15 protein-coding genes are annotated in these 19,998 nt (G+C 71.8%); 9 read left to right on the plus strand and 6 right to left on the minus strand.

The window, feature by feature from the left end; all coding sequences use genetic code 11:
* Nucleotides 1-232 precede the first annotated feature (232 nt).
* From OHB41_RS41680 to OHB41_RS41705, 6 genes are all read left to right on the plus strand, one after another.
* Entirely contained in the window at nt 233-1,171 is a 939-nt protein-coding gene (locus tag OHB41_RS41680; protein WP_266706527.1) for a L,D-transpeptidase, read from the plus strand.
* A 455-nt stretch (nt 1,172-1,626) separates the two neighbouring features.
* Entirely contained in the window at nt 1,627-2,223 is a 597-nt protein-coding gene (locus tag OHB41_RS41685; protein ID WP_266705120.1) for a hypothetical protein, read from the plus strand.
* Nucleotides 2,224-2,229: 6 nt separating this feature from the next.
* A complete protein-coding gene (locus OHB41_RS41690; protein WP_266705121.1) occupies nt 2,230-2,883 on the plus strand; it encodes a DUF5987 family protein in 654 nt (217 codons plus the stop codon).
* On the plus strand, nt 2,880-4,469 hold the full coding sequence (locus OHB41_RS41695; protein ID WP_266705122.1) for an FAD-dependent oxidoreductase: 1,590 nt from the start codon (nt 2,880-2,882) through the stop codon (nt 4,467-4,469). The genes OHB41_RS41690 and OHB41_RS41695 overlap by 4 nt, the downstream gene beginning before the upstream one ends.
* A gap of 236 nt (nt 4,470-4,705) precedes the next feature.
* Complete coding sequence (locus OHB41_RS41700; RefSeq protein ID WP_266705124.1) at nt 4,706-7,408, plus strand: TIGR03767 family metallophosphoesterase; 2,703 nt, start codon at nt 4,706-4,708, stop codon at nt 7,406-7,408.
* A gap of 213 nt (nt 7,409-7,621) precedes the next feature.
* The gene (locus OHB41_RS41705; protein ID WP_266705126.1) at nt 7,622-9,844 is read left to right on the plus strand and encodes a TIGR03767 family metallophosphoesterase; all 2,223 of its coding nucleotides are present in this window, start codon (nt 7,622-7,624) and stop codon (nt 9,842-9,844) included.
* Nucleotides 9,845-10,130: 286 nt separating this feature from the next.
* Here the strand turns inward: OHB41_RS41705 and OHB41_RS41710 are convergent, their stop codons facing one another.
* Nucleotides 10,131-12,107, minus strand: a complete 1,977-nt coding sequence (locus OHB41_RS41710) for a hypothetical protein (protein ID WP_266705128.1) — start codon at nt 12,105-12,107, stop codon at nt 10,131-10,133.
* A gap of 220 nt (nt 12,108-12,327) precedes the next feature.
* Between OHB41_RS41710 and OHB41_RS41715 the strand changes: the two genes are divergently transcribed.
* Entirely contained in the window at nt 12,328-12,720 is a 393-nt protein-coding gene (locus tag OHB41_RS41715) for a sigma factor-like helix-turn-helix DNA-binding protein (protein ID WP_266705130.1), read from the plus strand.
* Here OHB41_RS41715 and OHB41_RS41720 read toward each other — a convergent pair.
* Entirely contained in the window at nt 12,678-13,652 is a 975-nt protein-coding gene (locus tag OHB41_RS41720; RefSeq protein ID WP_266705132.1) for a DUF5937 family protein, read from the minus strand. The two genes, OHB41_RS41715 and OHB41_RS41720, sit on opposite strands and share 43 nt — an antisense overlap.
* A gap of 82 nt (nt 13,653-13,734) precedes the next feature.
* Here OHB41_RS41720 and OHB41_RS41725 point away from each other — a divergent pair, with 82 nt between their 5' ends.
* A complete protein-coding gene (locus tag OHB41_RS41725; RefSeq protein ID WP_266705134.1) occupies nt 13,735-14,979 on the plus strand; it encodes an MFS transporter in 1,245 nt (414 codons plus the stop codon).
* Nucleotides 14,980-15,014: 35 nt separating this feature from the next.
* Here the strand turns inward: OHB41_RS41725 and OHB41_RS41730 are convergent, their stop codons facing one another.
* From OHB41_RS41730 to OHB41_RS41740, 3 genes are read right to left on the minus strand one after another with little or no spacing between them, the layout of a single operon-like run.
* Nucleotides 15,015-15,602 (minus strand): hypothetical protein, encoded by a 588-nt coding sequence (locus tag OHB41_RS41730; RefSeq protein WP_266705136.1) that lies wholly within the window; start codon nt 15,600-15,602, stop codon nt 15,015-15,017.
* Entirely contained in the window at nt 15,599-17,266 is a 1,668-nt protein-coding gene (locus OHB41_RS41735; protein ID WP_266705138.1) for a sensor histidine kinase, read from the minus strand. Before OHB41_RS41735 ends, OHB41_RS41730 begins: the two co-directional genes overlap by 4 nt.
* Entirely contained in the window at nt 17,263-17,952 is a 690-nt protein-coding gene (locus OHB41_RS41740; RefSeq protein ID WP_266705140.1) for a response regulator, read from the minus strand. The genes OHB41_RS41735 and OHB41_RS41740 overlap by 4 nt, the downstream gene beginning before the upstream one ends.
* A 213-nt stretch (nt 17,953-18,165) precedes the next feature.
* Between OHB41_RS41740 and OHB41_RS41745 the strand changes: the two genes are divergently transcribed.
* A complete protein-coding gene (locus tag OHB41_RS41745) occupies nt 18,166-19,065 on the plus strand; it encodes a DUF3152 domain-containing protein (RefSeq protein ID WP_266705142.1) in 900 nt (299 codons plus the stop codon).
* A gap of 3 nt (nt 19,066-19,068) precedes the next feature.
* Here the strand turns inward: OHB41_RS41745 and OHB41_RS41750 are convergent, their stop codons facing one another.
* Nucleotides 19,069-19,974 carry a helix-turn-helix domain-containing protein gene (locus tag OHB41_RS41750; RefSeq protein ID WP_266705144.1) on the minus strand — a complete coding sequence of 302 codons (906 nt, stop codon included), beginning with the start codon at nt 19,972-19,974 and terminating at the stop codon, nt 19,069-19,071.
* Nucleotides 19,975-19,998: the final 24 nt, after the last annotated feature.

The following is a 19,998-nucleotide window of genomic DNA, read 5'->3' on the forward strand; positions in this document are numbered from 1 at the left end:
CTTCAACGGGGGAGCGCACTCGGGGCCCCGCGCGGAAAGACCCGAGCGTCTCGTCCCCGGTCCGGGCCGCGAGCCGAGACTTGAGACACGTTTTACGTGACGCGTGCAACTGCTGGCCCCTCCGCCGGTGTCTGACACTGAGTCGGGCCCGTCAGGGTCGTGGGGCGAGAGAGCGGAGCAGGTCGTGGGACGGCGCAAGAGTGGCATAGGGATCGCACTCGTCACGGGTGTGATGCTGCTGGCTGCGAGTGCCTGCGGCGGGGGCGGCAGCGACAAGGCGGGCGGGGACGACGCGAAGGCGCCGGGCAAGCCGAGCGCGAGCGCCTCGCCGTCACCGACGAAGCCCGCGGGTCCGCCGATGTTGCTGGAGACGATCACGCCGCAGACGGGAACCACGGTCGGTGTGGCCATGCCGATCTCGGTGGTCTTCACGAACCCGGTGGCGGCCAAGGCGCGGGCCACGGTCGAGAAGCACATGAAGGTGAGCGCCTCGCAGCCGGTGGCCGGTGCCTGGCACTGGTTCGGCGACAAACGCGCCGACTGGCGCCCGAAGACGTACTGGCCCTCCGGGACGACCGTGAAGATCGACGCCGACATGAAGGGCGTCGACAACGGCAACGGACGGTACGGCGTGCGCACTTACACGCACACCTTCAAGGTCGGTGACGACGTGCGCGCGGCTGTCTCGGTGACCGGCCACACGATGAAGGTGACCCGGAACGGCGCGGCGGTGCGCACCCTGTCGATCAACGCGGGCAGCGCCCAGTATCCGACGTGGAACGGCACGATGGCCGTCATCGACAAGCAGGAGAAGGTCCACATGACCTCCTGCAGTGTCGGTATCAGCTGCGACAAGGGCAGCCCCAACTACTACGACCTGACGCTGCCCTGGGACGTCCACCTCACCCAGTCCGGCACCTACGTGCACTACTCGACCGGCGACCCGAACCCGGGCAGCGGCAGCGCCCGCGGCTCGCACGGCTGCGTCCACCTGTCCATGTCGGACGCCAAGTGGTTCTACGGCGAGGTGAAGCAGGGCGACCCCGTCACCATCACCGGCTCGCCCCGTGCCAAGGCGCCGGCCGACAACGGCTACGCCGCGTTCAACCTGGGCTGGGACCAATGGCTCGCGGGCAGCGCTTCCGGGGAGGGAACGACCGCGACGCTGTGACGCCCCGCGGCGGCGCGACATCGGGTTCGCCGATGTCGCGCCGCCGCGGTTCGCCCGGGTCCGTCCGGTAGGGCGGATGGCGGGAGTCGGTCATCGAGTCGTCCGTGGACGTCGACAGCGGGCGACACGGTGGTGCGAAACGTGGTGGGCCGAGCCGTCCGCGGGGACGGCCGCGCCGGGACGCGATACCTGGTCGGGAGCACAACAACCGCAGCACGGAAGGCAGTTGACGGAACTTCCTGCGGCAGGCTCAGTGGCTCAGTCACTGACCCACCTCTTGTACCGGGCGGTAGGTGTGCCCCATCCTCGGTAAGCCGGCCGCCCCGCCCAGCGTGCTGTGACGGCGGTCGGTCGTGCGTGACGTTCGCCCTGCTCCGCCTACGGGAGGTCCCGTGTTTCCCCTGCGCCTTCGTGTTTCCGCAGCCGGCTGCGCGCTGCTTCTGGGAGCGTCGGCGGTGCTGCTCACGAGCAGCACCGCCGACGCGGCACCGTCGAAACCGGTCGTCCGCGAGAACCCGGTCCGGGAGGCGACCCGCTCCGCGGGGGCCGTCGACACGTCCACGGGGCCGTTCACCGAGCCGGGGTTCGCCGCCGGCTGCACCTGGCACGAGTTCGGGGAGGGGGAACAGCCGCCGTGGTGGCTGACGTTCGCCGACCCGCTGTGCGTGGAGTACAGCAAGCGGGACATCACCATCGACGACGGAGGGGCCCTGCGGTTCCTGGTGGCCGAACCCTCCCGGTTCGCCGTCGCCATGGTGACCTGCCACTACTACCAGAAGGACCACTGGAGCGTGCAGTCCACGCACGGCGCGACGCCGTGGGTGGCGTGGGACGGTCAGTACTGGTGGGACAAGGCGGCGGGACGGGCCGGAGCCCGCCTGACGAACTTCCGTGTCGACGGACACACGGTGGGCATCGGGGACGCGGTCACGGCCCTCGAACCGCTCTTCCCCGACGTCGCCCGCGCGCTGAGCGACTACGGCCGGGCCGCAGGCGAGACCGGGCTGACCGTGTCACTGCCCCACGACCTTCGCTGCGCGCTGGCCGGGTGACCCATCATGACCGGACCCGACCGGAGAGCCATCCTCAAGGCACTCGTCGCCACGCTCGCAGGACTGTCCGCCGACGGTCTGGACTCGCCCGTGGCCGACGCGGCCGACGCCTCCGAGAGCTGGACGACACAGACGCTCGAGGCGTTCGCCGACACCCTGATCCCGGGCGCGCGACGCTTTCCCGGTGACGTGGTGGTCGCCGGCGCGGTCACCGGGCCGGGTGCGGTACAGGCCGGTGCCGTCGGCCTCCTCGCCTCGCCCGAACTGCCGGTGGCGCCGCTGCTCCCGGCGATCGCGGCGCTGCTGGACGCGCGCGCCGTCGCCTATGCCGCCCTCCGGCTGATCTGGCTGCCACCGACCCGCCCGCCTTTCGTGGGCCTGTCCTTCTCCGACCGCACCGCCCTGGTCGGCGGCCTGTTCGACCCGGATGACCTGGACCGGCCGATCTGGCAGGTGATGAGCCTGCTGGTGGGGCTGGCCTTCGACACCGCAGGACAGCAGGACACCGTCGAGGCCCTCGGGCAGGGCCATCCCGGGCTGGCGTGGCTGCGCTTCCCCGAGCCCGACCCGGACGGCCTCTGGCGCTTCCCCGACTTCTCCTACGGCCGCCCGCTGGCGGACCTTCATCCGAACACGACCGCTTCGGGGAGCCCGGCATGACGGTGCAGACCACGGACGTCCTGGTGATCGGCAGCGGCTTCGGCGGTGCGATCCCGGCCTACTACCTCGCGGCGGGCGGAGCGCGCGTCACTGTGCTGGAGCGCGGCCCCCGCGCGGCCGCCGCCGACTTCACCCACTCGATGCGCCTCGGCACCTACAACAAGATCGTGGACGTGATCCAGGGCGACGGAGTCTCGGTGGTCGCCGGCAACTGCGTCGGCGGCGGGAGCGTCGTCTACTTCGCCGCCTCACTGCGCGCACCGTCCTTCGTCTTCGAGCGCCACGGCAGCCTCGGCCGCCGGCTGTGGCCGGCCGCCCTGACCCGGGCCGCCCTCGACCCCTGGTACGACCGGGTCGAGGAGGCGCTGCCGGTCACCCGGACCGACTGGCCGGACGTGTCCTACGCGGGCGGGGTCCTGGCAGCCGCCTGCCGGCGGGCCGGGCACACCTGCAATCCCGTGCCGGTGGCGGTCGACACGAGCGCCTGCACCAACTGCAACTGGATGCTCTCCGGCTGCCGCTTCGACGCCAAACGCTCCCTGCTGCTCAACTACCTGCCCGCCGCGGAGGCCCACGGCGCCGACATCCGTCCGCTGCACGAGGTGCAGACCGTCACCCCGTCGCCGCTGTCCGGCCACCGCTACGCCGTGGGCTACACCGTCCTGGATCCCGACGACTACAGCTGCACCTCGGAGGCCGGCGTCATCCACGCCAGGGTCGTCGTACTCGCCGCCGGTGCCGTGGGCACGCCCGTGATCCTCCAGCGCTCCGCTCTCCTCCTCGGGGGCATTCCGGCCGCTGTGGGGCGCTACTTCTCCGGCAACGGCGACCGCGTCAGTGTCGCCGACATCGTCGAGGACAAGGCGCGCTCACTGCTGGGGCTGTCACGTCCCGACGGGTCCGCCTACCAGGGGCTGCCCGTGGGCCGGCCCATCACCGCCGCCACCTACGACCACCTGGACCCGACCGCCCCGGAGTACAGCCGCTTCACCCTCCAGCAGATCTACTTCCCTCCGCTGACCAACCTGCTGGCGCAGGCCGCCGGTTCGCCCGCCTGGTTCGGCGTCGAGAAGCGGAACATGCGGGCCCGGTGGCGGTCCTGGCTCACCCTGCTGGCCATGACCGAGGACGACAACGAGGGCACCTTCGGGGTGGTCCCGCTCACCGGCGGCTTCACCCGGCTGGCGCCAGGGCTCGGACAGGGCACGATGACCTACCGTCCCACCTCCCGTACCCGCCGGGCATGGGACCGGGCCGACACCGCACTGCGGGACATCCTGGAGAAGGACGGCCTCTCCCGGGTCCGCCCGTGGAGCGAGGACGTCGCCGACACCGTCACGGCCCATCCGCTCGGCTCCGCGCGGATCGGCGACGATCCCGCCACCAGCGCGCTCACCGACGGCCACGAACTGCGCGGTCACAGCGGACTGTTCGTCACCGACGGCGCCGCCGTCCCCACGTCCCTCACCGTCAACCCCTCACTGACCATCGCGGCCCTCGCCGAACGCGCCGTCGCCACGATCGTCACGCGTGCCGCCGACACCGGGGTCGCGCTCCGCCGCGACGTTCCGCTTCCCGGCCGTTGACGGGCCCGTGGAACGAGGCGGAACGGAATGGAACGCCAGAAGGAGAGACGAGTTCGACCTTTCCCGGGAGACATGGCGTGGGTATCTCACGAAGAAGGCTACTGACGACGACCGGAGTGGGCGTGGTGGTGTCGGCCATCGACGCGGGCGGTTTCCGCGCCGCCGCCGAAGCTGCGACGCCGACGGCCGCGGGCCGAGCGCCCGTTACGGCGACAGCCTCCCCATCGGAGGTGCCGGTGGCCACCACGTGGGACCGGACGGTGCAGCGGGCGAGCTACGCCCAGGGCGCGGGCTACCAGCGGCTAGTCGCCGGGCCGGGGGAGCCGCACACCATACGTACCGACCTCTGGTCCCGCTTCGGCCCTCCGACGATGGCGCTGGCGGCGTTCGCGCAGATGACCGACCTGCACATCGTGGACGACCAGTCGCCGGCCCGCCTCGAGTTCATGGACCGCTACGCCGACGCGGGCGCCCCGCACTACGCCTCGTACCCCACCGATTCCGCCTACCGGGGCCACGAGTTCCTGTCGACGCAGGTCGTCGACGCGATGTGCCAGGCCCTCGCCGGTATCGGCGAGGGTCCGCGGAGCAAGAAGCCGCTGCAGTTCACCATCGTCACCGGCGACGCGATCGACAACTGCCAGCACAACGAGAACCGCTGGTACATCGACCTGCTCGACGGCGGCCAGACCATCGTCCCGGACTCCGGCCGCATCGGCCTGGACCAGAGCTTCTCCGGCGGCGCCCTGACCGGCGGCGGCACCGGGGACAACCACTACTACTACCCGTCGGTGCCCCCGCAGCAGGTGCCGGGCAACCAGTACACCGGCACGTCAGGTCTCGGATTCCCCTATGTCCCCGGCCTGTTGGACGCGAGCGGCGCGGTGGGCGCGGCCCGCCGGCCGTTCGTCTCCCACGGCCTGGGCATGCCCTGGTACGCGGCGTACGGCAACCACGACGGCCTGTGGCAGGGCAACGAACCCATCGACAACAACCTCGTCGACGTCCAGGGCATGACGGTCGGCTCGTCCAAGACCACCGGCACCTCCGCCGACCTGCCCGACAACTACAGCGACCTCGGCACCTTCGGCAAGCTGATGGTCGCCTGGGACCTGGAGGGAACCAGGGTCGTCGCCGACCCCGACCGGCGGCTGCTCACCCGCAAGGCGTTCATCCAGGACCACTTCAACACAGCCGGCCTGCCGGTCGGCCACGGATTCCAGGGCGTCGGGATCGACAAGGCCTACTACGCGATCCCGTCCGGTTCCAGCGACCTGATCCGCTACCTCACCCTGGACTCCACCAACACCAACACCGACGGTTTCGGCTCCGGGGCCGCGGGCGGGTCGATCGACACCGACCAGCTGAACTGGCTGGAACAGCAGCTCAGGGCCAACAGCTCACGCTACGTCGACACCAACAACCGCATCGTCACGCGGAGCGGTGTGCAGGACAAGATGTACGTCCTCTTCTGCCACCACACGCTGGGCACCATGGACAACCTCGACGACGGCATCTTCGGCGGCATCTTCGGGGACCGGCACACCGGCGACGAACTCAAGGCACTGCTGCTGCGCTACCCGAACGTGATCGCCATGGTCAACGGACACACCCACGCCAACAGGATCGTCCCCCATCCGACTCCGGCGTCCAGCCCGATCTCCGGCGGCTTCTGGGAGATCTCCACGGCCTCGCACATCGACTGGCCGATCCAGAGCCGCATCATCGAGATCATGGCGAGCCCCGACGCGCAGAACGCGGGCGAGTTCGGCTCCTCAGCCGGGCCCGCCACCATCTCGATCTTCACCACCATGGTCGACCCCGCCGCGCCCCTGTCGTTCGGGGGCGACACCAGCACGCCCGCACAACTGGCCTCCCTGGCACGGGAGCTGGCCACCAACGACCCGCAGGAGGTGAACCACGGCATCACCAACCGCATGGGCGTCGCCCAGGACCGCAACACACAACTGCTCCTGCCGGCCCCCTTCCCGCTGCACGCCCCGCACCCGCTCGGCTCCCCGATCACCGCGGCCCGCAACAAGGACGGGCGCCTGGAACTGTTCGGCACGGACGCGCAGGGCAACCTGTGGAACACCGGTCAGCAGACCGCGGGCGGCGGCCTGCGGTCCTGGACGAAGCTCGACAGCGGGCCGGGGTGGCAGTCCGTCACCGCCGGCAGCCACCAGGACGGCCGGGTCGAGGTGTTCGCCATCGACCAGAACGGCTACGTGACCCGTCGCGCGCAGACCAGCGCGGGCAGCAGCACCTACACGGCGCCCCAGCAGTTCGACTCCGGCTTCACCTCGGCGACCGCGGTCCAGGACCAGTGGGGCGGCATGCAGGTCTACGCGACCCGCGGCGACAACACCATCCGCCACCGCTGGCAGGACTTCCTGAACGACGACACCGCCTCGAACGGCTGGTTCACTCCCTGGACCCAGCTCGGCGGCACCGCGATCCAACTCGCCGTCGAGACCGGCTCCGACGGGCGGGCCGTGCTGGTCGCCATCAAGGAGGACGGCCTCCTCATCCAGCGCCGGATGAACGTCGCCAACGCGCAGACGGAGAGCGAGTGGGGCGGCGTGCTGCCGCTCGACGGCATCCTCGACTCCGTCGACATGGCCCGCAACCTCGACGGCCGCCTGGCCATCTTCGGCACCAACCCCGACGGGCAGCTCTTCCGCCGCTTCGAGACCGCCCCCGCCGCCGGCACCTGGCAGTCCTGGGTCCAGCTGCCGACCCAGTCCGGTAACACCACGCTGCGGATGCGGCACGTCTGCGCCGAGCGGAACGGGTCCGGCAGGATCGAACTGTTCGCCGTCGACGACACGGGCACGCTGTACCGCTGCACGCAGACCGACCCCAGCAGCACCACCTGGTCCGCCTGGGAGTCCTGCCAGTTCACACTGCGCGCCACGCACACCTCCGCCGGTCTGTGACAGGCCCGGCGACACCGGATCCGTCCCGCTCATCCGCCTGAACACAGGTCCCGGCCCCGCCGCTCGGCGGCGGGGCCGGCACCCGCGGGTGTCTCCGCCTTCCCCGCGACCGTCCCGTCACCGGCCCTTGGGAACTCCACCGCGGTCGACGGGGTGGCGGACGGGCGAACGACGACCGCACAGCATGTCCGCCCCCACACCGAAGGAATCGACATGTCCGTCTCCCGTCGCAGGATCCTGACCGCTGCCGGAGTGGCCGTGGTGGCCGCGGCCCTCGACGTCGGCGGTCCGCGCGCCGTCGCCGTCGCCGCGTCGCAGCCTCCCGGCACCGGCGCCGCATTCGGCCTCACCACGTTGGACCGGACCGTACGGGTCGGTCCCGACCTGGGCACGGGATACCACGGCGTGGTCGCCGGCCCCGGCGAACCGCACGTCGTCCGCGACGACTTCACCCCCGCGACCACGCCGCAGGTCATCCGGTCGCTGATCGCCTTCGCCCAGATGTCCGACCTGCACATCGTCGACGACCAGTCACCACTGCGCGTCGAGTGTCTGGACCGGCTCGCGGACTACGGACCCCCGCACTACAACTCGTACCCGACCGAATCGGCTTACCGCGCTCACGAATTCCTGTCGACACAGACGACCGACGCGATGTGCCGAGCCGTCCGGCAGGTCCTCCGCGGCCCGCGGACGAGCACACCGCTTGCCTTCACCGTCGTCACGGGCGATGCGGTCGACAACTGCCAGTACAACGAGTCGCGGTGGTACATCGACCTGCTCGACGGCAACCCGGTGCGACCGGACTCCGGTGACCTCACCATGGACGAGAGCGTGGCAGGCGGCCAGTTCGGGACGGAGACCCACTACTGGCATCCGGAAGCACGGCAGACCCCGCCCGACAACAACGCCCTCCACGGCTTTCCGGTCGTGACCGGCCTGCTGGGGGCCGCCCGCAGACCGTTCACGGCGACCGGACTGGGCATGCCCTGGTACGCCGCCTACGGCAACCACGACGCGCTCGTCCAGGGCAACGTCCCGATCGACACCCTCCCCTTCGACCCGCTCAAGGCCGTCGCCACCGGCTCCACCAAACTGACGGAGATCGAGGGAGTCCCGGACGTCTTCGACAACACCGCGACGTACTACCTGGACCTGCTGAAGGACGTGCTGACGGGCGAGTTCACCCTCCGGACCGCCCACGTGACGGCAGACCCGTCCCGCCGGCTGCTCACGCGGGGCGACTTCATCGCCGAGCACTTCAACACCACGGGTACCCCTCGCGGACACGGCTTCACCTCCGGCAGCGACAAGGGCTACTACGCGATTCCCCCGGGGCCGGACGACGTGTTCCAGTTCCTGGTGCTGGACACGACCAACACCGGCGGCGGTGCCGACGGCGCCCTCGACCAGGACCAGTGGAACTGGCTGAACGCCCAGCTCAAGGCCAACAGCTCACGCTACGAACTCGACGACTCCGACGGCACCCGGGCCCGGACGGTCGTCACCCAGCCCGGCGTGACCGACAGACTCGTCGTCATCTGCTGCCATCACACCCTCGACTCCATGGACAACACGGACAGCGCGTCCCCCTACGGCGGCGCGGAACTCCGCGACCTGCTGCTGCGCTTCCCGAACGTGATCCTCCTGGTCGACGGCCACACCCACACCAACAACATCTCGGCCCACAAGACCTCCTGGCCGTCCACCCTCCGCAACGGCTTCTGGGAGGTGAACACGGCCTCGCACATCGACTGGCCCATCCAGAGCCGGATCTTCGAGATCGCCGAAGGCGGCGGCATCCTGTCCGTCTTCACCACCATGGTCGACTCCGACGCACCGCTGTCGTTCGACGGGGACACCGGCACCCCCGCCGCGCTGGCCTCGCTGGGACGCGAGCTGGCCGCCAACGACCTTCAGGCGGTGGCGGCCGGTATCGACAAGCGCCGTGGAACAGCCGAGGCCCGCAACACACAGTTGCTCCTCCCCATGCCCTTCCCCCTGCCCGCCGGACGCGGCACACCGCTTCCGGGCACCGGCTGGCCGGTGGTTCAGCAGGGGGCGAGCGGCGAGCGGGTCAGGACCGCGCAGTACCTGCTCAACGCCCGGGGAGCCGCGCTGAGCGTGGACGGCTCCTTCGGCTCGTCCACCGGCAGCGCGGTGCGGTCCTTCCAGACGAGCCGCGGTCTGTCCGCCGACGGGATCGTGGGACCCGCGACCTGGCGGGCTCTCGCCGTCGTCGTGCAGCAGGGCAGCAGTGGGCCCGCGGTGACGGCGTTGCAACGCCAACTCGTCATCCACGGAGCCGCGTTGAGCGTGGACGGTTCCTACGGTTCGGCCACCGGCGGCGCGGTACGGTCCTTCCAGTCCGCCCAGGGCCTGCCGGCCGACGGGGTCGTCGCGTCCACGACCTGGCAGACGCTGACCGGGTTGTGACGCGCGCCGTCCACGGGACCGCCGACCGGCGGACGACGACTCCCCGGTGCCGCGAGCCGCGAACCCGGTCGTGCGCGGGCGGTCGACCGGGGGCGGTGCGATACCGCCGGCGACCCCGACGGGCCTTCACCCGCGACAGCGCCGGACGGCGCCCCGCACGACAGGGGCCGAGCCGGCCCGTCCGTACGCACGCGGCCAAATGCCGGACACGGACACTGCCGACGCCCGCGCGGGGTGCCGGGCGGGTGGCCGGCGCTTCGATCCGGGCGGCGCGGTCCGGCACCCGTCAGGCGGGCCAGTACGAGCACCGCACCCCGGTGTGCACCGCGTGCCGCAGGTGTTCACCGATCACCGGGTCGGCTGCCGCGATCCGGTCCAGCGCCCGGCGGACGGCCTTGCTCACCGCGACCCGGGAGCGTTCCTCGCCCTCGGGGAAGCGGCGGGCGCGGCCGCCCAGTCCCGTGGCCCCCGCCAACTGGCCCACCAGCCAGTCGTGTTCGGCCTGGGCCGCGGCGGCGCGCGCATGGTCGTCTTCCGCCGCGAACTCGTCCAGTTCGAGGCGCAGCCGCGTCAGACGACTGCGATACTCCTGTGTCGCCACCCGGTCCAGTGCCCGCTGCCCGGACAGACCCGTGTGCTCGACGGCCCCGTCGAGCGCGGTCAGCCCCGCCACGAGGTCGACGGCACGGATCTCCTGGCGCGGGTTGGCGATCAGCACCACCAGATGGAGCATCCCCACACTGTGGTCCACCAGGACGCTGCGCCCGCCGACCCCGATCCGCCACTTGCGGCCCAGCCGGGTACAGAACGCCGCGGTCTGCCCCTGCCCGTCCTCGCCCTGCTCGTCCGCACCGTCAGGGCCCCCGGTATCCGGTGCCGACGCCGTGGCCTCAGCGGCGGCCACGGCCATCTCCCGCCGGACGGCGTCGGCCTCGGCCTGCCGCCCGGACCGTTCGAGGGCCACCGCGAGCCGCTCCCAGGAGGCCGTGGCCGCGGGCCAGTGCGCGAGGGCGAGGTTCTGCCGTACCGCGTCCCGCAGATGGGTCACGGCCCGGTCGACGTCTCCCATGGTCAGTGCGGCGACGCCCAGCGCGTGGTGGGCGGAGCCGAAGCAGGCGACGGCGAGGCTGCCCACGATCGGCAGATGACCGTACGGACGCAGCAGTTCGTAGACCCGGGCCGCCGTGGCGGTGTCGTCGAGGAGATAGGCGGCCTCCGCGACGCCGTGCATCGTCACCATCCAACTGCTGGACCGAGGCAGGTCGCCGAGGTCGTGGCCGCACAGCGTGGCGAGCGCGCTGACGGCCTTCCGCCGGTCCCCGGCCGTCACGGCGGCCACCGCCAGCGCGGCCAGGGCGTGATCGTCCACGGCGCTCAGGGTGGGGGAGTTGACCACTTCGCTGAGCAGCGGCACGAGTTCGACCACCCGGCCCTGGTACCAGCGGATGGTCACCAGCTGCGCGGCCTGCCACACGGTCGCGTTGACGTCACCGGCGGCGATCCCGCGCTCGGTGCAGGCCCTGGCCAGGGCCTCGGCCTCGTCGAGGCGGCCCGCGCGGACGGCGAGCATGACCTCCATCGCGCTCACGACGAACCCCACCGCGAGATGGTCCTGCTCGGCCAACAGCCCCCGCAGCTCCGACAGGCAGCGTTCCGCGTGCGGGTCGCCGTCCAGGAACATGTCGACCGTCTGCCACAGCAGGCCCATCAGCAGATCGCTGCGGCGGGAGGTGCGGAAGCTCTCCGCGACCAGCTCGGCGGCCAGTTGACGGCGCAGTGCTCCGTACTCCGGGCCGATCAGGCAGTGATGGGCGAGGCTCAGGGCCTCCGCACGCGCCATCGGGTTCTGTCGTGCCCGCGCCTGCTTGAGCAGTGCCATGACCGCCGTGTTGTCGCTGTTGCGGTAGTCGCCCTCCCCGGCCAGCCGGATCCGCAGCCGAAGCGCCAGCGAGGACTGAGGGTCCAGCAGCTCCAGGGCCCGGCGTATCCGTGACTCCAGGAGAACCGAGCCGGCGACCGTACGGTGCTCGTGCACCCACAGGCCGCCGAAGCCGAGGGCGGCCACCGCCATCGCCCGTTCCTCGCCCACCGACTCGGCGATCCGGAAGGCGCGTTCGAAGCGGTCCCGGCCGGTGCGCAGATCGCCGTCGTCGACGACGGCACGGGTGCCCTCGTCGAGCAGGGTCCGAAGGTCACCGGGCCGCCGGGCGTCCGGTCCGGCCGGACCGGACGTGTTCCGAACGGGCGCATCCGCGTTGTTCACGGCTGTAATTCTCTCCTGGGTGCACTCGACAACGCCAGGTGAAGCCGGCCGGACCGCCGCGTCGATCGTGATCGATGGCCATGCCACAGGCGGGGGACGGCGAGTGAGCCTATCGCAGAGGCCGCAGGGGGGAACAGCCGCTGTCCGAGGCGTGGTTGCGGCGTTCCCCGCCCGTCGCACGTTCCCCTCGCGAGGCTCGGCGCGCGGCCGGCTGTTCGGGGTGGCCCGCAACGTCTGGACCAGTACCTTTCGGCGGGCGGGACGCAGGGAGGCGGTACCGGGACCGGAGGTCACCGATCCCTGGAAGGTGGTGGACCAACGCCTGGACGCGGCGGCGCCGGCCCCCGCGGCCCCCGCGGTGCGCCGGTCGCTGGCCGAACTCCCTGTGGACCACCGTGATTTGCTGCTCCTTGTCAGCCGGGAGCAGCTGCCCCCGGCGGAGGCGGCCGCCGCCGGGGGCATCCCGGCGGTCACGGCCCGCTCACGGCCGCACAGGGCCCGGATCGATCAGGGCGATCAGGGCGATCAGGGCGATCAGGTGGGTCAGGTGGGTCAGGCTGGTCAGGTCCGTCAGGCGTTCGCGAGCGTGGTGCCCAGCGGCGTGCGCTCGTAGAGCACCTGGTGGCCGTAGCGGCGCGAGGTGAGCAGGCCCGCGTCGCGGAGCACCGACAGATGGGACGAGACGGACGAGAGGGCGAGCCCGTGCCGGTGCGCGAGCGCGCTGGTCGTCGCCGGCTCGCCGAGGCCGCCGAGGATGGCGGCCCGGTTGGCGCCCAGCAGCCGCACGAGGGCGTCGGAACCGGACTGCGGGGCCTGCCACAGACCGCCGATGCCGCGGGCCGGATAGACGATGGTGCTCTGCCAGGGCGGGTCGAAGCCCGCCGCGACGTCCGGCCACACGAAGACACTGGGCGCGAGGACCAGGCCGTCGCCACCGAGGTCCCGGTCGTGCTCCGTCCGTCTGTGCAGCGTCAGGGTGCCGTTCGCCCAGCTCAGCGAGGGATGGAGATCGGCGAAGAGCCCGGTCAGTCCGTCGTCCGCGAGCCGGCGCGCCCGGAAGGCGATGTCGGCCTCCAGCACGGCGCGCAGCCGGGGCCAGTACGGGGCGACCAGAGCGTGCCAGACCCGCTCACAGAGATCCGCCAACTCCTGCACCGCGCGCACCGGATCGGCGAGCATGGCGCGCCCCTGCCCGGCGTCCGCCGCGCCCGGGGTGTCTGCGAGGGAGCGCGCCAGGTCGTCGCGGGCGGTGTCGGGGCCGGTGGCACGTAGCCGGGCCAGGTCCTCCTCGATGGAGGTCAGCGGGCCGTCCGGTGGCGGGCAGAGGAAGTCCGGGGTGTGACCGTGGTGCGGCATCAGCAGCCACAGCGGCGTGAGGTCGAGCTCACGCGCCGCGGCCTCCGTCTGCCGCAGCCAGGGCAGATGGTAGCCCTGCAGCCGTACCTGCTTGAGGACGCGGACCGCGCCCTGGGCCTCCCACAGCGGGGATATCCCGAACCGGCAGCGCAGCAGGTCGTCCGGCCCGAAGCGCATGTGGACGGGCACGGGTGGACCTCCTCAGGGGTGTGACTTTCGGCCACAGCCGAAAGACTACGGGCGGCGGCACCGGACCGCCAGGCTGCGGTCCATGACGCTGAAAGCCGACGCCGCCCGTGACGCCGACCCCGCCCCCGCTGCCGCCGCGCCCGCCGGCTATCGGGCCGTCTTCGCTGTGCGGGAGTTCCGGGCCGTGTTCGCGGCGCACGTCCTGTCGTTGCAGGGCACGGTCGTGGCCCAGATCGCGCTGGCGGTGCTGGTGTTCCGGCTCACCGCCTCACCGCTGCTGTCGGCGCTCACCTTCGCGCTGGGCTTCGTGCCGTACGCGATCAGCGGGACGCTGCTGGCCGGGATCGCGGACCGCTTCCCGCCGCGCCGGGTGCTGGTGGTCTGCGACCTGCTGTGCGCGGCGTGCGCTGCCGGGATGGTCCTGCCCGGGACGCCGATCGCGGTTCTGCTCGTCCTGCGCGGCCTCATGGCGACGGTCGGCCCGGTCTTCACGGGGACGCGGGCGGCGAGCCTGGCCGACATCCTCCCCGGCGACACCTTCGTGCTCGGGCGCTCCCTGATCCGGATCGTGGCGCAGGGGGCGCAAGTCGTCGGATTCGGCGTCGGCGGGCTGCTGTTGATCGTCGTGCCGCCGCGCGGCGCGCTGCTGCTCACCGCGGCCGCCTTCCTCGGGTCGGCGCTGCTGCTGCGCCTGGGCACCCGGCGGCGGCCCGCACGCGGTGCGGGGGACCGCGCGGGCGGTGGCGGCACGGCTTCCCTGCTCGCTGACCGCCGGGTGCGGTCGCTCCTGCTGCTCGGGTGGGTGCCGACGTTCTTCGCCGTCGTCCCCGAGGCGCTCGCGGCGCCGTACGCGGATGCGGCCGGCGCGGGGACGACCGGGCTCGGCCTCTTCATGGCGGCGATGCCGGTCGGCATGATCCTCGGTGAGTCCCTGGCGGGCGGGTACCTGAGCCCGGTGGTCCGCGGCCGGATCGCCGGACCGCTGGTGGCCTGCACCCTGCTGCCCTACGCCGTCTTCCTGTTGGGGCCCTCGCTGCCCTGGTCCCTCGCCGCGATGTTCGTGGCCGGCCTCACCGGGGCCTACACCCTGGGTGTGGACCAGTGGTTCGTCGACGCCGTGCCGGAGGAGATGCGCGGGCGGGCGATGACCGTGCAGTCGGCCGGTCTGATGACGATCCAGGGCGCGGGGATGGTGGCGGCCGGCGCCGCCGCGGAGTTCGTGCCCGTCCATCTGGTGAACGGCTGGTCCTGCGTGATCGGCACCCTGTGCGTCCTCGCGGTGCTGCGGACCGTACGGGGTCAGGGCCGGGGTCACGTCAGCCGATGATCTTCACCCGTACCGGGGCAGCGGCCGGGTCCCTCCTACGGCTGGAGAGGGTCGGGGCACGATCCGTCCGGCTGCGTCATCGTCCATCCGTTCCCGCGCACACGGACGCTCGGGGGCGTGGCGGCGGGCCGCGCACTGGTGGGAGCACCGCCGGTGGTGCCGTCCCCAGCCGCGTCCGCGGGTTGCGAGCCGTCCGGCAGCCGCGCCGCCACCGTGCACGCCAGCTGGAGCATGGCCAGATGGCTGAGGGGAGGGACGTTCCGGGGGACCAGGACGGACAGGGCGCCGTCGTCGTCGATCGTCACTTCCGGTGCCTCCTTCAGGCGGGGCAGCTTCGTGGTCGCCGTCGCGGTCTCGCTCGCGGTCGGTCCGCCGAACAGCAGACGTACGACGGCCCCGAGGTCCCCGGGGTCGTCGACCTTGCGGCCATAGGGCGCCAGATCACCGTCGCGCAGGAAGAAGAGGGTGATGGCGGCCGACGCCCGGGGCGCCGTGCTGGGCGAGGACATGCCGCTCGCCGGTTCGCCGGCCTGGATGACGTCGGACGGGGGGACTCCGCACGCCGCGAGGGTGAGCGCGGCCGAGAGTCCGGCCAGCAGCGCCCCCGCGCGGGAGCCCCTCACCGGGCACCCGCGGTGGCCTCGTCGGCGTCCGGGGACTCACGGCGCAGGGGGAGTTCGACCGTGAACACCGATCCGCCCTCCGGCCGGTTCGCCGCGCTGATGCGCCCCCCGTGCAGGTACACGTTCTCCGCCGTGATGGCCAGGCCCAGCCCGCTGCTCTCGCTCCTGGTCCGTGCGGTGCTCGCCTTGTAGAAGCGTTCGAAGATGTGCGGCATGGCCTCCTCGGCGATTCCCGGTCCGCTGTCGGTCACCTCGATGACGGCCCACGCCACGTCCGCCCGCTCCTCCCGCACCCCCATGGTCAGCCGCACCGGCGGCGCCCCGTGCCGCAGCGCGTTGCCGACCAGGTTGGCCGTCACCACGTCGAGTCGGCGCGGATCCACGCGCGTCCTGAGCACGCCGGGCCGTGGCAGGTGGGTCTCGACCTGACCCTGCCACCCGCGGGAGGCGAGGGTGCGCTGGACGGACTCGGCCAGGTCGACCTCGTCGAGGTTGAGTCGGACGGCGCCCGCGTCGAAGCGGGAGATCTCCATCAGGTCCTCCACCAGCCCGCTCAGCCGGCTGGTCCCCTCGCTGACGAGCCGCAGCGCGTCGCCGGTCTCCCGGTCCAGGTGCGGCGCGTTCTCGTCCAGCACGTCGGTGACCGCCGACATCGCCGCCAGCGGCGTCCGCAGTTCGTGGGAGACGTCCGCGGCGAAACGGCGCGCGCGGGCCTCCAGGCGGCGCAACTCCGCGACCGACCGCTCCAGTGCGGCCGCCGTGTCGTTGAAGGACCGTGAGAGGTCGGCCAGTTCGTCGGAACCGTTGACGGCCAGCCGGATGTCGAGGTGCCCCTCGGCCATCCGACGCGTCGCCCGGCGCAGCGCGCGCACGGGACGCAGTACACCGCTCGCGGCCAGGAGCGCCAGGACGACGGCGAGACACAGTGCCACCACGGTGGCCCGCTCGATGCCGCTGACCATCGCCTGGACGTAGGCCTGTTCGGTGTTCTGCGGCACCACCAGGTACATCGCGAGCCCCGAGAGCCTGGCGTCCTTGCCCTCGCCGGAGTTGTACGTGACCGGCATGCCGACGACGAGATAGGGATGCCCGCCGGCGTTCACCCGCTGGAACACCGCGGCGCGGCGGGTTCCCACGGACCGGCGCAGTTCCGGGCTCAGCTTGTCGAACTCGGCACTCGGCGAGTAGGCGCGGAGGCTGCCGTAGGTGGCCATCACCCGCCACCCCTGTGAGGCGTTCGCGCGGAGCACCTGGTTCACCGCCGTCTGCAGGTTCGACCGGTCCGGCGGCAGGGGAGTGTAGACGGCCACCGCGTCGACGCTGGTCCGGAACTGCCGGATGACGGCGTCCTGGCTCTGCTGCAACACCCCCGTACGCGCCTCCCGGAAGGCGAGGGCTCCGGTGCTCAGGGCGCTCACCACGGCCACCAGGGCGAAGGCCACCACCAGACGGGAGCGCAGGCCCCGCAGCGGAAGCGGGGTCCTCGCCAGGACCGCCCGGAGGAACCGCACCGGCCCGGGGCCCTGCCGGCCGGCGACGGCCTCGCGACCCGGTACCGCCTCGCGACCCGGTACGGCGTCGCCACTCGGTATCGCCTCGCGCTGCCGTGCGGTCTCGCGTCTCCGTACGGCCTTCCGTGCCCGGACGGCTCTCGGGCCGTTCATGAGGAACCGAAGCGGTATCCGAAGCCACGTACGGTCTGGACGTACCGGGGATCGCCGCCCAGCTCACCGAGTTTGCCGCGCAGTCGCTTCACGCAGGCGTCCACCAGCCGTATGTCGCCGTGGTAGCTGTGCTCCCAGACCGCTTCCAGCAGCTGCTGGCGGCTGAACACCTGGCCGGGCGAGGCCGACAGGGTGAGCAGCAGCCGAAGTTCCGAGGGAGCGAGCGGAACGCGTTCACCGCGGTGTGTCACGAGGAGTCCGGCGCGGTCGATGACCAGCTCGCCGTGCGCCTCCGCCCGGGGGCGGACGGCGTCGGACACCGACGCGTCCTGCCTGCGCAGTACGGCCCGTATCCGCGCGTCCAGCACCCGGGCCTGCACGGGCTTGACCACATAGTCGTCCGCGCCGGCCTCCAGTCCCACGACCACGTCGATGTCGTCCCCCTTGGCGGTCACCATGATGATCGGCACCTGGTCGCGGTCCCTTATCCGGCGGCACACGTCGAGGCCGGAGATGCCGGGCAGCATGAGGTCGAGGACGACGACGTCCGGGTGGAAGGGGCGGAGCTGTTCCAGACCCTCTTCACCCGTTCCGGCGGCGAAGACGTCGTGCCCCTGATGTCGGAGCGCCAACTGGACGGCCTTACGGACATCTGGGTCGTCTTCGACAAGTAGGACTCGTGGCACTTCGACAGTATGCACGGAACGTGTTCGGCGGCTGTTCGAGAGGACGGGTGCTGCCGGGAGCTGTTACAGAAGGGTCACAAGGGGTGGGGTGTGCCGGTGGTCTCCGGTCCGCGTGCTGCTGGGCAGGCAATTCTGTTGAGGGAAACCACTCGTTATCTCTTCGTTATGAGCCGAACCAATGGTCATCATCTGGCCTGACCAGTCTCGGCTGCCATGCATTCGGCACGAGAGCTGGAATCCGCACCACCCACCGACATCGACGCGGCCCCCCGGCGCGGCGGCCGGCAGAACCGGTCCTCCCACCGCCGGGGCCGTCCGCACCGTCGGGGCCTGAGCTGTCTGGTCGGCGTTCTGCTGGCCGCCGGCCTGCTCGGCTCCGCGACGTTCCTGCTCGACAGCGGACGAAGCGACGCGTCGAGCGACGCGTCGAGCGGTACGCCGCGTCCACGGAGCACGGTGCGCGTCACGCCCACGCCCACCCCGACCCCGTCCCTGAGCCCGACACCGAGCCCGACGCCGACCTCCACGCAGATCGACGTCCCCTCGACGGGCACCGGCACGTTCGTCGCCGCGCACGCCACCGGCGCGAAGGTCGGCCACGGCACGCGTCCGCTGCGCTATGTGGTGGAGGTCGAGGGCGGGATCGGCATCTCGCCGACCCGAGCGGCGAACGAGATCGCCGGCATCCTCGCCGCTCCCCGTGGCTGGACCCGCAACGAGGGCTTCGCGTTCCAGTTGGTGAGCGCCGGGGAGTCCTACGACCTCAAGGTGAGGATCGCGACACCGGGCACGGCGGACGCCCTGTGCTGGGCGGGCATCCACCAGGACACCGGCGGCGAGTACAACTGCGAGATTCCCGGCGGGGTGGTGGTGAACCTCAGGCGCTGGGTCAGGGGGTCGCCCACGTTCGACGGTCCGATCCACGACTACCGGGCGCTGATCGTCAACCACGAGATGGGGCACTTCCTGGGCTACTCGCACATGACCTGCGCGGGTCCCGGGCAACCGGCCCCCGTCATGATGCAGCAGATCAAGGGCCTGCACGGATGCGTCGCCAACGCCTGGCCCTACGACAGGAAGGGGCGCTTCGTCTCCGGGCCGCACGTGCTGTGAACGTCACCCGAGCCCTTCACCTCGTGGCGTGACGACCGTGGACGGTGGGTCCTGCTCCTGGCCGGTCGTGGCGGACCAGGTGGCGAGCAGCTTCAGGCCGTCCGCGGCGGGGGTTCCGGGCGGCGAGCTGTAGACGACGACGCTCAGGCCGCTCTCGTCCGGGAGGCTCAGGGTCTCCTGGTCGAGTTCCAGGTCGCCGACGAGCGGATGGTTGAGGCGCTTCGTGCTGTCGCGGAAGACATGCACGTCGTGGGATCCCCACAGCACGCGGAAGGTGTCGCTGCGGGTGGACAGTTCACCGATCAGGTTCGTCAGTTCCCGGTCGTAGGGTTTCCTTCCCGCCTCCACACGCAGCGCGCCGACGGCGAAGCGGGCCATGCGCTCCCAGTCGGTGTAGAACCGCCTGGCCGCGGGGTTGAGGAACGCGAACCGGGCGACGTTCCCGCCACAGGCCGGGTCGGCGTACATCTCCGAGTACAGGGCCCGGCCGAGCGGGTTGGCGGCCAGTGTGTCGAGGCGGTCGTTCATCACGTACGCCGGCAGCTCCGGCATTCCCTCGACCATCCGCGCCACGCTCGGCCGCACCGTTGGCCGGGCCGTCCGCTGCCGTGCCCGAGCCCCGGACACCGGACCGGCGGCGCGGGCGAGGTCGTACAGGTACATGCGCTCGGTGTCGTCGAGCCGCAGGGCGTGGGCGATGGCGTCCAGTACGCCGTCGGAGACACCTCTGAGGTTGCCGCGCTCCAGGCGCGTGTAGTACTCGACGCTCACCCCGGCGAGCGCGGCGATCTCGCCCCTGCGCAGTCCGGGCACCCGCCGCTGTCCGTATGTCGGCAGACCCGCCTGCTCCGGGGTGATCCTGTCGCGACGGGAGCGGAGGAATGCGCTGACTGCGTCCCGGTTGTCCATGAGGACAGGGTAGGCAGGCCGCCC

Source organism: Streptomyces sp. NBC_01571, assembly GCF_026339875.1.
In the GTDB taxonomy this organism is placed as follows: domain Bacteria; phylum Actinomycetota; class Actinomycetes; order Streptomycetales; family Streptomycetaceae; genus Streptomyces.